Origin of the sequence: Mesorhizobium sp. L103C119B0, assembly GCF_000502235.1 — a bacterium.
Classification (GTDB): domain Bacteria; phylum Pseudomonadota; class Alphaproteobacteria; order Rhizobiales; family Rhizobiaceae; genus Mesorhizobium.
The window spans coordinates 20,265-33,088 of sequence record NZ_AYXE01000020.1 but is presented as its reverse complement, the minus strand read 5'-3'; the positions used below and the strand labels follow the sequence as shown (position 1 = coordinate 33,088).

Annotated in this window: 12 protein-coding genes; 4 read left to right on the top strand and 8 right to left on the bottom strand. The window is 61.3% G+C overall.

What is annotated here, in order from left to right; all coding sequences use genetic code 11:
- The first annotated feature begins 41 nt into the window (after nucleotides 1–41).
- From X728_RS141275 to X728_RS141285, 3 genes are all read left to right on the top strand, one after another.
- Nucleotides 42–788, top strand: a complete 747-nt coding sequence (locus tag X728_RS141275; RefSeq protein ID WP_027049416.1) for an SDR family oxidoreductase — start codon at nucleotides 42–44, stop codon at nucleotides 786–788.
- 179 nt (nucleotides 789–967) lie between these two features.
- Nucleotides 968–2,263, top strand: a complete 1,296-nt coding sequence (locus X728_RS141280; RefSeq protein ID WP_023832759.1) for a Mur ligase family protein — start codon at nucleotides 968–970, stop codon at nucleotides 2,261–2,263.
- An 86-nt stretch (nucleotides 2,264–2,349) separates the two neighbouring features.
- On the top strand, nucleotides 2,350–3,645 hold the full coding sequence (locus X728_RS141285) for a Mur ligase family protein (protein ID WP_023832758.1): 1,296 nt from the start codon (nucleotides 2,350–2,352) through the stop codon (nucleotides 3,643–3,645).
- A gap of 21 nt (nucleotides 3,646–3,666) precedes the next feature.
- Here X728_RS141285 and X728_RS141290 read toward each other — a convergent pair whose 3' ends face one another.
- The 5 genes from X728_RS141290 to X728_RS141310 all read right to left on the bottom strand — a co-directional run bounded on the left by X728_RS141290 (nucleotide 3,667) and on the right by X728_RS141310 (nucleotide 9,529).
- Nucleotides 3,667–4,512, bottom strand: a complete 846-nt coding sequence (locus X728_RS141290; protein ID WP_023832757.1) for an SH3 domain-containing protein — start codon at nucleotides 4,510–4,512, stop codon at nucleotides 3,667–3,669.
- A gap of 275 nt (nucleotides 4,513–4,787) precedes the next feature.
- Entirely contained in the window at nucleotides 4,788–6,074 is a 1,287-nt protein-coding gene (locus X728_RS141295; protein ID WP_023832756.1) for an FAD-binding oxidoreductase, read from the bottom strand.
- Between the two features lie 120 nt (nucleotides 6,075–6,194).
- Nucleotides 6,195–7,631: a glutamine synthetase family protein gene (locus X728_RS141300; RefSeq protein WP_023689329.1), complete on the bottom strand. Its 1,437-nt coding sequence runs from the start codon at nucleotides 7,629–7,631 to the stop codon at nucleotides 6,195–6,197.
- Nucleotides 7,632–7,733: 102 nt separating this feature from the next.
- On the bottom strand, nucleotides 7,734–8,675 hold the full coding sequence (locus X728_RS141305) for an ATP-grasp fold amidoligase family protein (protein WP_023832755.1): 942 nt from the start codon (nucleotides 8,673–8,675) through the stop codon (nucleotides 7,734–7,736).
- A gap of 29 nt (nucleotides 8,676–8,704) precedes the next feature.
- Nucleotides 8,705–9,529, bottom strand: a complete 825-nt coding sequence (locus X728_RS141310; RefSeq protein ID WP_023711778.1) for a class I SAM-dependent methyltransferase — start codon at nucleotides 9,527–9,529, stop codon at nucleotides 8,705–8,707.
- An 88-nt stretch (nucleotides 9,530–9,617) separates the two neighbouring features.
- Here X728_RS141310 and X728_RS141315 point away from each other — a divergent pair, with 88 nt between their 5' ends.
- Nucleotides 9,618–10,319: an HAD family hydrolase gene (locus tag X728_RS141315; protein WP_031195901.1), complete on the top strand. Its 702-nt coding sequence runs from the start codon at nucleotides 9,618–9,620 to the stop codon at nucleotides 10,317–10,319.
- A gap of 30 nt (nucleotides 10,320–10,349) precedes the next feature.
- Here X728_RS141315 and X728_RS141320 read toward each other — a convergent pair whose 3' ends face one another.
- From X728_RS141320 to aceA, 3 genes are all read right to left on the bottom strand, one after another.
- Nucleotides 10,350–10,811, bottom strand: a complete 462-nt coding sequence (locus X728_RS141320; protein ID WP_023669317.1) for a response regulator — start codon at nucleotides 10,809–10,811, stop codon at nucleotides 10,350–10,352.
- A gap of 276 nt (nucleotides 10,812–11,087) precedes the next feature.
- A complete protein-coding gene (locus tag X728_RS141325; protein ID WP_023669318.1) occupies nucleotides 11,088–11,330 on the bottom strand; it encodes a hypothetical protein in 243 nt (80 codons plus the stop codon).
- Between the two features lie 52 nt (nucleotides 11,331–11,382).
- Nucleotides 11,383–12,672: an isocitrate lyase gene (gene aceA, locus X728_RS141330; RefSeq protein ID WP_023832754.1), complete on the bottom strand. Its 1,290-nt coding sequence runs from the start codon at nucleotides 12,670–12,672 to the stop codon at nucleotides 11,383–11,385.
- Nucleotides 12,673–12,824 lie beyond the last annotated feature (152 nt).

The window sequence follows — 12,824 nt, the reverse complement described above, 5'->3', positions numbered from 1 at the left end:
AAATGCGCTTGCGACGTGGGTCTTCAATGAGCGGAAAAAGCATGCGTCTGGAAAACAAGGTTGCCGTCATCACGGGTGCTGCGTCAGGTTTCGGCGAAGGCATGGCCAGGCGCTTTGCCGAAGAGGGCGCCAAGGTCGTCGTCGCCGACCTCAACGCCAAGGGCGCGGAGCGCGTTGCAGCAGAGATCGGCCAGGCCGCGATCTGGACCCAGACCGACGTTTCGCAGCGTTCCGAATTCGACGAGATGGTCTATGCCGCAAAAAGCGCCTTCGGCCGCATCGATATCATGGTCAACAATGCCGGCTACACCCATCGCAATGGCGACATGCTCGACGTCGACGAGGCGACCTTCGACCTGATCACTTCAGTCAACATGAAGGCGATCTATCACGCCGCACTTGCCGTGGTGCCGATCATGGAGCGGCAGGGCGGCGGCGTCATCCTGACCACGGCTTCGACCGCCGGTCTGCGGCCGCGGCCGGGGCTCACCTGGTACAATGCCTCGAAGGGCTGGGCGATCACCGCGACCAAGTCGATGGCGGTCGAACTCGCGCCCAAGAACATCCGCGTGAACTGCCTTTGCCCGGTCGCCGGCGAGACCGGCATGCTGGAGAAATTCATGGGCACTGACACGCCCGAGATCCGCGAGAAATTCCGTGCCTCGATACCGCTCGGCCGTCTGTCGACGCCACTCGATATTGCCAACGCTGCGCTTTGGCTCGCGTCGGACGAAGCCGCCTTCATCACCGGCGTGGCGCTGGAGGTCGACGGCGGCCGCTGCATTTGAGCAATTCGGGAAGTACCTCGCTGTTAGCAATGCATGGCAGACAGAGCCACGTCGGCAAGAGTTCGCATTGGTGCGCCGGCCAGCCGAGGAACGAACAGTTGACGTCGTCACGCCGGACCCCAGTTTGACTTCTCGATCCCCCGAAAGGCATAACGGATCGTGGATAGTGTTGGCGGGTGATGAAGATCAGGCAGCAGAAAAGTCGCTACGATCTGGGATGGCGGCTGCGGCTTTACCTGGCCACGCGTGCGCGGGCACAAAGCAAGGCAATTTTCATCGGCATTACCGGAAGCTCCGGCAAGACCACGGCGGGAAGCCTGCTTGGACACATCCTGGCCGGTCATGGTTCGGTCCATACACAGGTTCTGGCCAACACGATGAAACTGTTGGTCTCGACGCTATCCAGGCGAATGGGAAAGGGCGGCAAAACCGACTACGTCGTCTTCGAGGCTGCTGCATTCGGCCCGGATACAATGAAGCCCATGGCCGAATTGCTTCGCCCCAACGTGGCTGTTGTCACAATGGTCCGGCTGGAGCATCGGGCCAGTTTCAAGACTGTGGAAAACGTCGCTCGAGAAAAGAGCGCCCTGGTCGCGGCGCTGGAGCCGGGCGGCTTCGCGATGCTCAATGCCGATGACCCTCTTGTGATGGGCATGGCCTCGGCGAGCGACTGCCGTTCCGTCACATTCGGCACATCGGAGCAGGCGGATTATCGCGTCAGCGATATCGAGGCCTCCTATCCCAAGCCGTTGCGGTTCTCGCTCCACTGGCGCGGCGGTGTGCTCAATATCGAGACGTCGTTCCCCGGCGAGCATTTCTGGCTGCCGACTTCAGCGGCGGTGGCAACCGCTCTTGAGCTGGGCGTGCCTGCGCAGATGGTCAAGCACAGGATCGCGACGTTCCAGCCTCTGGAAAATCGCGGCCAGGTGCTCGTCCCCGCGGGTGGCCCCCACTTCATCGTGGATGCCGCAAAGGCGCCCTGGCATTCGCTGAGCCTTGCCTTCGACATGGTAGCCGGATCGACATTTGGGCGAAAACGTATCGTTCTTGGCCAGCTATCGGATTTTTCCGGCTCGAATAACAGATATGCCCAAGCTTACAGCAGCGCGCGCGAGATTGCAGACCAGGTGATTTATGCCGGCGATCATGCCCATCGCTCCAAGGCGAACCAGGCAGATCGCGACAGCGGCCGCTTCATCGAATTGCGCACGGCGAGGGAAGTGTCGGACTACATCGCCCAAACCGCGCAGCCTGACGAGTTGATCCTGCTCAAGAGCTCGTCCAATCTGCACCTCGAGCGTGTCGCACTTGCCTGGACCCACAACGTCGAGTGCTGGGTTTCGGTATGCGGCAAAACCGAGGGATGCGAGCAATGCGGCCTCTATGAAGTGCCGTTTGAGCAGCACCGTGAGTTTGTGGCGCAGAGAAAATCGAAGCGCCGCAAGCACAGACTGCTGCGGCTCCTCGGTCGCTAGAACTCTTTGGCTCAAGCACGCCAGCGCCCGTTTGACTCTGGAACTTGGCACGACGCATATTAGGCTGAGCTAAAAGCTGGCGGGGTGTGAAACTGGAATCGCTGAAAATTCGCAAGGACTTGGGCTGGGCGCTGCGACGGCTGCAGGCGCGCTGGGTGCGGGCGCGTAACGAGGCGACGTTCATCGGCATTACCGGCAGCTCCGGTAAATCCACATCCACCAGCCTGCTTGCACACATACTGGGCGCCCAAGGCAAGGTGCATCTACAGGCCCAGGCCAATACAATGCCTGCGCTCATCCGAACGCTTTACAAGCGCCTGAGGAAGGCCGGCAAAGTCGATTACGTCGTTTTCGAAGCCGGCGCTTCCGACTTCGGCACGATCAGCGCCATGGCGCAGATGCTGAAGCCGAGTGTGGCGGTGGTTACGATGATCCGTCTGGAGCATTTCGGCAAGTTCAGGACTCTGGAAGCTGTGGCGGGAGAGAAGCGGGCGCTGGTCGAGGCACTCCAACCCGATGGACTTGCGGTTCTCAATTGCGATGACCCACTGGTGATCGGCATGGCGTCTGGCGCGAAATGCCGGATTGCGACCTTCGGCCAGTCCGGCGAGGCAGACTACCGCGTGAGTGACGTGCATGCCGCGTATCCGGAATTGCTGCGGTTCACCCTTCATTGGCGCGGTGGCAGCCTGAATATTCAAGCGCCTTTTCCCGGCGAGCAATTCTGGCTGCCGACTGCAGCGGCCATGGCCGCCGCCTTGGAACTTGGCGTCCCGCCAGAGCAAGTCGTAGCAAGAACGGCATCGTTTGCACCACTGCCCAACCGCTCTACGGTGCAAGAGGTATCCGCGGGTCCGAAATTCCTGGTCGATACGGCCAAAGCGCCCTGGCATTCGCTCAACATTGCTCTGGAGATGATTGCAAAGGCCAAGGCCGCTCGCAAGCGCATTGTGCTTGGGCAGATATCCGACTACGCCGGCTCGTCGAGGAAATACGGCAGTGCGTACAAGATCGCTCGCGAAATCGCCGATGAGGTCATCTACACGGGCGGCAATGCGCATCGCTCGCGCGCCAGCCAGGCCGACCGCGACAGCGGCCGGTTCATTGAGCTTCGCAGTCCCAAGGAAGTTTCGGATCACATCAAACAGACGGCAGTCCCAGGAGAACTGATTCTGCTGAAAAGTTCGTCCAACCTTCATCTGGAAAGGATCGCGCTCGCCTGGACGCACGATGTGAAATGCTGGACCCCGCTATGCGGCAGGTCAGAAAGCTGCCAAATGTGCGGCCTCTATGAGGTGCCGTTCGAGGAACACCGGGATTTCCTGGCGAAGCGCAAACTTGCTCGCAGGAGACACCGTTTCAGGTGGTTGCTCGGCGGCTGACCAGATCTGGCGGCTTGTGTCTCAAGCCCCGGTCTTGATGTAGCTCTTGTAGATCCAGCCGCGCTTGCCGTTGTAGACGATCTGGCACCATTTCTTGCAACTCACCACCTGCACCGACGACTTGGCGGGCACGGTGCCCATGGCGGCGGCGTTTTTCTGCGGACCGCTGCGCATTGTCACCGTCCTGAGGATGCGTCCGGTGCCGGCGGCAGCAGCCACCTTCTGTGGCTTGGCCTTGGCCTGGGTATCGTTCGTTGCGGCGGAAGATTGCTCGTCTGGAAGTTGCGGTTTTGGCGTCGGTATGGCGGCGGTTTCCGCGTCGTCGTCATTGGCGGGAGCAGCGACCTTTGACAACTGCGTCGTGGCGTCGCCCTGGGCCGCCGGTTCTTCGAATGCCGCGGCATCGGACGGTTTGGCGGCAGCCTGCTCGGTAGGCGCCTGATCGGATGGCGTCGCGGCAGGGTCGCTGTTGGATTGCGCCGCAGTCCAGCGCGGATCGTTGGCCGACAGCGGCGGCATCGCAGCCCCACCCACAGCGACCGTCGATGAAACCGCGTCGCCCTTGCGCGCGGCTTGTGGCGCCGCTACCGCTGCAGCCGTCGCTGCGACCGGGGCAATCTTGGTCGTCTTGACCGGAAAAGTCGGAACGTTCTGCTGTGTGCTGGCGATCGCTTGCCGGTCGTTGGCCGGCAATGCCAGCCAAAGCGCTATGCCTGCCACGCCAAGCAGCGCTGCGGTGCCGACCGCGGCGATCACCAGATGCGAATTCGTGCGCACCCCCTGCCAGAAGGAGGGCCGCATGTCATAACCGAATTGCATGGCGAAGCGCCGACGTTCCGGCGCGCCGAAACTGAAGGGCTCGTTCACTCTTGCCACCTCCAAAAGATGGGCCGGTGTTCTTTCGATCGGCGCCGGCAGCCCGGCATTCGATCGGCATCGGTCCCAACAACAAAGCGGGCAGGCCCGCAGAAATCCCCGTTCAATCGCCCAGAACCGGCATCCTTTGCCCTTGATTGTGGCATCAGTGCGCCCTCAGGGGAATTGTGCGCTCTTGTTAAGGATTCTGCAACGTCTCGCTGCGGCAACCAACAGCTCAATAGAATCAGCTCAGTACCAGCCCCGGCTGATATGAGATACTTTCCCTATATTCGGTCCCTCAGGGCAAACCAGTTCAGTGCGAGGAACAATAATGGCGTTCTAAAGCGCCGGCCACCTGGAAAAGCCGGGATGTTCAGGTCCTCGATCAGCTTCAGTCTTTCGCGGTTGCCCGCGACGGCCTGGGCATAGAGCTTGCCGAAGAAGTTCGACAGCATCACGCCGTGGCCGGAATAGCCTCCGGCCGAGATCACATTGGGCATCACCTCGCGCACGAACGGTTTCCTGGGCATGGTGATGCCGACATAGCCGCCCCAGCCATGGGTGATCTTGACATCGCTCAGCTCCGGATAAAGCTCGGCTATCTGCCGGCGGATATGGACATGGATGTCCTTCGGATTGTTGACGCCATAGACCTCGCGCCCGCCGAACAGCAGCCTTCCATCCCTGGATTTGCGGAAATAACGCACGACGAAACGCGAATCGTCGACCGCCTCGCCGCCCGGCAGCACTTTCGAATCGACGCCCAGCGGCACCGTCGCGCCGATGAAGGAACCGATGGGCAAGATGTGCGCGGCACTCACCGGCTCGAGCGTGCCGCCATAGGCATTTACACCGATCAGGCATTTCTGGGCGGTGATGGTGCCTCTCGAAGTCGTCACCCTGACCTTGCCGCCGCTGGAGGTAACACCGGTCGATAGTGTCTGCTCGAACAGGTGCGCGCCGGCCGCTGCCGCGACCTTTGCCGTGCCGATCACCAGCTTCATCGGGTGGATGTGTCCGGTGCCGGTGTCGCGGGTGCCGCCGAAGTAGCGTGTGGAGCCCAGCCGTTCGGCCGTTTCCCTGGCATCCATGAAGGCGGTGTGCGGATAATTGAAGCGGCCGGCCATGATCTCGGCATGCGCCTTGTAGTCGTCGAGATAACGCGGCTTGTGCGCCACGGACAACTGGCCGGGCATATAGTCGATGTCGATCTGGTTAACGGCGGCGAATTCGAGCAGGTGCGCTTTCGCCTCCTCGGCAAGGTCGAACAGCGCCTTGGCGCGGGAGAAGCCGTATTCGGCCTCCATCTCTTCGGCCCAGGCGCGCTGGCCCGTGCCGAGCTGGCCGCCATTGCGCCCTGAAGCGCCGTCGCCGAAGCGATGCGCCTCGATCAGAACGACGTCGGCTCCCGCCTTCGCCAAATGAGCGGCCGCCGACAGCCCGGTGAAGCCACCGCCGACGACGACGACGTCGCAGCTGCGGTCGCCGTCCAGGGCAGGGTACTCAGGGCGTGGTCCGGCTGTGTCTTCGTACCAGGAGCGACCGGGGGAGATAGGTGATTGGTAAGGCATGGGGACACCAGCCAATGGTGAATGGTGAATGGCTGCGAGACGCACGACGTCTGCGCTCATCCATCCAATATGAAACTACTCACCATTCACTATTCACCATTCACACGACGAAGTCGCCGCTCACACGTTGAGCAACAGATACTCCCGCTCCCACGGGCTGATCACTTCCATGAAGGTCTCGAACTCCGCCCGCTTGATCGCTGCATAGGTTGCGGCGAAGGACTTGCCCAGAAGAGCGCACAGCTCCTCGTCGCCTTCGAAAAGATCGACGGCTTCGAGCAGGCCTCGTGGCAGGTCGATCTCATCGGCGTTTGCGGTGGTCAGCACCGGAGGCTCGGCCTTGATCTTGTTGGTGATGCCGATCAGCCCGCAGGCAAGTGAGGCCGCCAGCGCCAGATAGGGGTTGGCGTCGGAAGACGGGATGCGGTTTTCGACACGCCGCGCCGCCGGATCCGAGCGCGGCACGCGGAACGCCGTGGTGCGGTTGTCATAGCCCCATTTGTTGTTGACCGGCGCCGAGGCCGACTGCGTCAGCCGGCGGTAGGAATTGACGTAAGGGGCAAACATCACCAGCGCGTTCGGCACATGCTTCTGCATGCCGCCGATGAAATGGAAGAAGTGGTCGGTTTCCGAGCCGTCCTTCGCCGAAAAGATATTCAGCCCGGTCTTCTTGTCGATGATCGACTGGTGGATGTGCATGGCAGAACCTGGCTGGCCCTGGATCGGCTTGGCCATGAAGGTGGCATAGATCTCATGCTTCAGCGCTGCCTCGCGGATGGTGCGTTTGAACATGAACACCTGGTCGGCGAGCTCGACCGGATCGCCGTGACGCAGATTGATCTCGAGCTGGCCGGCGCCTTCCTCGTGGATCAGCGTGTCGATCTCCAGGCCCTGGCTTTCGGAGAAATGGTAGATGTCGTCGATCAGTTCGTCGAACTCGTTGACGCCGGCGATCGAATAGCCGGCTCCGCCGCCGATTGCCCGTCCGGAACGCCCGACGGGTGGGGTCAGCGGATAATCCGGGTCGGGGTTCTTGCGCACCAGATAGAATTCGATCTCGGGCGCCACCACCGGCTTCAGCCCGCGCTTGTCATAGGCTGCTACCACGCGCTTCAGGACGTTGCGCGGCGTGAACTCGACCGAACGGCCATCCTGATGGACGAGGTCGCAGATGACGGCGGCCGTCGGGTCTTCTTCCCACGGCACGACGGTCAACGTCGACAGATCCGGCATAAGCTTCAGGTCGCCATCATCCTCCGGATAGTGGAAACCGTTGCCATCCTCGGGATAGCCGCCCGAAATCGTCGTCATGAACACTGCCGATGGCAGCGCCAGCGAGGTGTTGGAAGTGAATTTCTTCGACGGCATCATCTTGCCGCGCGCGACGCCAGCCTGATCAGGCGTGATGCATTCTATGTCTTCGATGCCGCGCCATTCCAGCCAAGCGCTGACTTCCTTCCAGTTCTTCACGCCGCGTTGATTTTTCACGAAGGCAGGCGTTCGGACGCGTCCTCCGCGGGTCGACGGACGGACTTCCTTTTTCGCAGGCGGCATCATTCACCAGTTTGGGTTGCAATTATCACAGTATAGCTGTTGCCGGTGATGGAAGGGAAGGGGAGCCGGCCCGATAGGTGCGGCAACGAGGCTGGACGGCCTCTGTCAGACGGCCTTGCCGGGCAGCGCATTTGCATCCAGCCATCTGCGCAAGGCACCGGCATAGAGCCTGCGCCATCCGCTTTGCGGCGCGGTCAGGAACCAGGATTGGCTGAGGTCCCAGCTGTCTGCGCACAGATCCCTGAGCCTTGTGTTGATGATGCCTTTGCCGGATAGCGGATAGACCGAGAATTCGGAAAAGAAGATCGCGCCGTCGATTTCGTAGAAATCGCAACGCATGTGATCGAACGGCACGGTCAGCCGCTCGGCGATGGCAAGCATGCGCGGGAAGGATGCCGGCAGGTCGATCCGGACCCACTGGGGGCCGCTGCCTGGCGGTGGCGGCGCATAGGTTCCGTCCCGGTCGAAATGACATTTCTGTTCGTTGCCGTGCTCATCCCGACGTGCGGCATAGACATAGGCCGTCGTCCCGTTGGACACGTGGAATTTGTACTCCAAAGCGACAGGCTGACTGTCCTGAAGGAGCATCTCTTCCACAAGGATGCGCCTGCTGGCGTACTTGTAGCCCCATTCGCCGAATTTCCTGCCGTAGCGACGGCGCATCCAGCGAGCTGTACGCCGGCGCAGCCTGGCTCTGTCCACCTCACCGTTGCGCACCATCATGTTCCAGCGGCAGCCATGATTGGCCTTCACCATGACATTGCCGGCAAGAACCTCCGCCGGAATCTTTGTTGCGTCTTCCCCGGACCATAGGACCTCGGCAGTCTTTAGTTCGGGGCAGGTGGACAAAGCGTAGGTTTTCGAGGCGAGCTTGTCGCAAGCTGTCGTGAAAAACGGATTGTGATCGAAAAGCTTTCGCCACAGGAACTTGTCTGCATAGGAAGCCGGTCTCGCCGGATCCGGCAGCATGCCGCTATGGTCGAATGTGCGTTTGCAAATCATGGGATGGCGCACCAGGCACCATGCCCGCGCCAGGGCGAGGATCACTCGATCGCTCTTTCCAAGAGCCGACACGATCAGCCCAGCTGCCGGGTCGAAGATGAACCGTCTCGTCGGGCGACGAACACGTCTCTGGTCATGTTTCGCGAGATGCTCGTGCGGCCGATGACCTCTAGCCGAGGGTCAAGTGTGCGTTCCGCATTTTCAGCCCAAAGCCTGCCTAGCGAAACAGGCTCCCACAAAACGATCTGCACAGTCTCGGCCGCGGTATCGGCGATACGAGACACGACAGCTGCCTTAGGCGAAACCATGCTCGCGACATAGACAACCTGAGCGTCGCTGTAATCATAATCGCATCCGTCGCACAGCTCGGCCCGCATGCGCGCATAGCTGAGCTTGGCGGCGAGCCTGTTTGCCGTTTCGACGGCTTCGGGAACGATGTCGAGGCCGATGATCTCAGGGACAGTTGTCTGGTCGTGAATACGGAACATGGTGAACGGTCGCCCGCCGCAGCCGACCATGACAGCGCGGCGGCAATTATTGAAATCGACATGATCGAAGACTTCGTCGAGGCGGTTATAGGCATCCTTTGATGACAGCACGCCGATGCTTGTTTTCCCCGCTGCGATCTGTCTGAACGATGCCGGACCGCTCAGGTCCTGATCCAGCATCTGCCTGATCTCGGCGGCATCTTGCGCCTGCACCATCTTGCCGAATGCGGCGGTCAGCGCCGGTCGGTGCGAAAGGATCTCCGGGTAGGTTTCAAGCAACGCCTCGCCGGTATCGTGTCCCATGGCGATGCCAAGATCTCGGATGGCATTTATGAGTTCGGTCGGAGCGCGACCTGGCAAGGAGCTCAGAATTTGCTCCAGTTCACGCTTCCAGGCGCCCAATTCCGGCATTGTTGCCCACCATTCCCCTTGCCGTAGCTAGCAGTGCGCGGCGACAACGTCTACATCACTGCCTTCACTTGAAACGGGACAGTCGACCATGCCCCTGACCACCATCGGCTTCGACGCCGACGACACGCTGTGGCAGAACGAACAGTTCTTCCGCCTGACCGAGAAGCACTTTGCAGCCCTGCTCGCCGATCATGGCGAGGCCGAGCACATCTCGGCGCGGCTGCTGGAGGCCGAGAAGCGCAACCTCGCCGTCTACGGCTTCGGCATCAAGGGCTTTACCTTGTCGATGATCGAGACTGCGATCGACTTGACCGAGGGCCGCGTTCCGGCCTCGACCATCGCCGAAATCCTGGCTGCCGGCCGCGATATGCTCGGCCATCCTGTCGAGGCGTTGCCGCATGCGCGTGAGACCGTGGAAAGGCTCGCCGGCGCCTACCATCTGGTGCTGATCACCAAGGGCGATCTGTTCGACCAGGAGCGCAAGCTGGCGGCGTCCGGCCTTGGCGACCTGTTCGATGCCGTCGAGATCGTCAGCGACAAGAGCGCCGCCACCTATGCCAGGATCTTTGGCCGTCACGGCAGCCCGCAGACCAGCATGATGGTCGGCAATTCGCTCAAGTCGGACGTGGTGCCGGCCCTCGAGGCCGGGAGCTGGGGTGTGTACATCCCGCACGAACTGACCTGGGTGCTCGAACATGTCGAACCGCCGGTGGCAGCACCGCGCTTCCGCCAGATTGTCGATCTTGGCGAACTGCCGGCTTTGATCGAGAGCATCGGCAAGGAAGGCTGACCGCCCCGCACGCGTTCGGGCGGATTGCGATCAGCCGCGCCCGAGACTGATCAGCCGGTCGACCACCGGCTGTAGCCTTTCGGTGGTGATCGGCTTGGTTACCACCACATCGACCACGCTCGACAGGCCCAGGCTGTCGGGCGTGCCGGTCTTGGTTGAAAGCAGGATCACCTTGGGGAGCGACCGCCCAGATGTCCGCCGCAAGGCGTCGATGGCCGCCATCAGCGCGCGGCAGTCCTCGTTGTCGGGGCCGCCATCGAGAACGACGGCGCCCGGAATGAGGGTTCGCAATGTCTTGGCCGCCATTTCGGGCGACTCGGAGATCGGCTTCAGTCCGGACTTCTCGACGATCTTCGACACCACCACCCGGTTGATCGGCGATTTTCCAACGACCAGCACGTGGGAGAAATCCGTTGATATCTCGGAGTTCGCGTCCCTGCTTGACGAATTCAGATGTTTGGCGGTGTCGGTCTCGCGGTTCACAGGGCACATGGGCGGGGCGGGCACTCGGCGCTGCTTCAATGCAGGGTTGAAATCCGAGAGCCAATTGGCGTGAGATCGCCCGCCATGTCAAGCTGAAATGACGGACCTGCGAAATATAGCCGGAAATATTAAACCCCCGAGACAAGGTCTGTTTTCGAACTGTAGTTAAGTTTACGCTCAAAATCAAAAGTCACCCGCGCTGAAAACCCGCGGGTGACGTTGAAATCGGCCAGTGAGCGGCGGGGTTCATAGGTTCCACAAGCACAAAGCTTCCGTTAGGGAAGATCAGCCGTGACTCTTCTGCGTGACGATCACCGGGATCAGCAGGTCGCCCCAATTGCCGTCGCCGCCATGATGCCGGGCCGAGCGCACCAGTTCCACCGAGACGCCGGCCTCCACTGCCTTCATCACCGATTGATTGAGCCGGTGCAGGTCGTTGGCCAGCATGCGGATGGTCGCCTGTTGGTCGACACTCATCGTGGTGGACTGCTCTTCTGCACGTTCCTTGACGCGGCTTATCGATGCCATTTTCTTCTCCCTTGCCCTTCGGGCGTTTCCTCTGTTGGTTATGTCGATCGGTTCATTCCGCTGCCGGCTTGAACTGGACGTGCTCGGTCGATTCATGCATGGCGGTGGTCGACGACTGGCCGCCGCTGATTGCCATCGACACGGCGTCGAAATAGCCGGTGCCGACCTCGCGCTGGTGCTTGGTCGCGGTGTAGCCGTGGACTTCGGCCGCGAACTCGGCTTCCTGCAACTCGGAATAGGCCGCCATCTGCCGCGCCTTGTAGCCGCGGGCCAGCTCGAACATGCCGAAATTGAGCTGGTGGAACCCGGCCAATGTGATGAACTGGAACTTGTAGCCCATGGCGCCGAGCTCGCGCTGGAACTTGGCGATCGTCGCGTCGTCGAGGTTCTTCTTCCAGTTGAACGACGGCGAGCAATTATAGGCGAGCAGCTTGCCCGGATGATGCCTGCGCACGCCTTCGGCGAATTTCTTGGCCTGCGCCAGATCGGGCTTGGATGTTTCGCACCAGATCAGGTCGGCATGCGGCGCATAGGCAACGGCGCGCGCTATGCACGGTTCGATGCCGTTCCTGACCTGGTAGAAGCCTTCAACCGTGCGGCCGGCATCGTAGTCGACGAAAGGCTGGTCGCGCTCGTCAATGTCGGAGGTCAGAAGCTTTGCCGCTTCCGCATCGGTGCGTGCCACGACTAGCGTCGGCGTCCCCATCACGTCGGCCGCCAGACGCGCCGCGTTGAGGTTGCGGATATGCGCGGCGGTCGGGATCAGCACTTTGCCGCCGAGATGGCCGCACTTCTTCTCAGAGGCCAGCTGGTCCTCATAGTGGACGCCGGCAGCGCCGGCCTCGATGAACGCCTTCATGATCTCGAAGGCGTTGAGCGGTCCGCCGAAGCCGGCCTCGGCATCGGCGACGATCGGCGCGAACCAGGTGTCGACCGACAGGCCGTTGCCTTCCGAGGTCTCGATCTGATCGGCGCGCTGCAGCGTGCGGTTGATGCGCTTGACCAGTTCGGGCGCCGCATTGGCGGGATAGAGCGACTGGTCCGGATACATGGCCGACGCGGTGTTGGCGTCGGCGGCGACTTGCCAGCCCGAGAGATAGATTGCCTTCAGCCCGGCACGCACCTGCTGCATCGCCTGGTTGCCCGACATGGCGCCGAGTGCATTGACGAAGTCTTCCTCGTGGATGAGCTTCCACAGCCGGTTGGCGCCCATTTCGGCAAGACTCTGGCGTATCTGGACCGACCCGCGCAGCCGCTTCACATGGTCCGGCGAATAGGCTCGTTCGATGCCGTCGAAGCGGCCTTCGGGCGCGGATGGGACAAGATTGTAAAAATCAGTCATTGGTCACTCCAGATCAATCGATGCCAGTGTCTTGAAACGCCGCGCCCTGGGATGGTGTGCGTCGTCTGTGTGTGACATCATTTACATTGCGCCGCGACGAGAGCGAGGAAAACCGCCATTTCCGATAGAAAATAAAAGAAAACCTGTGTTGT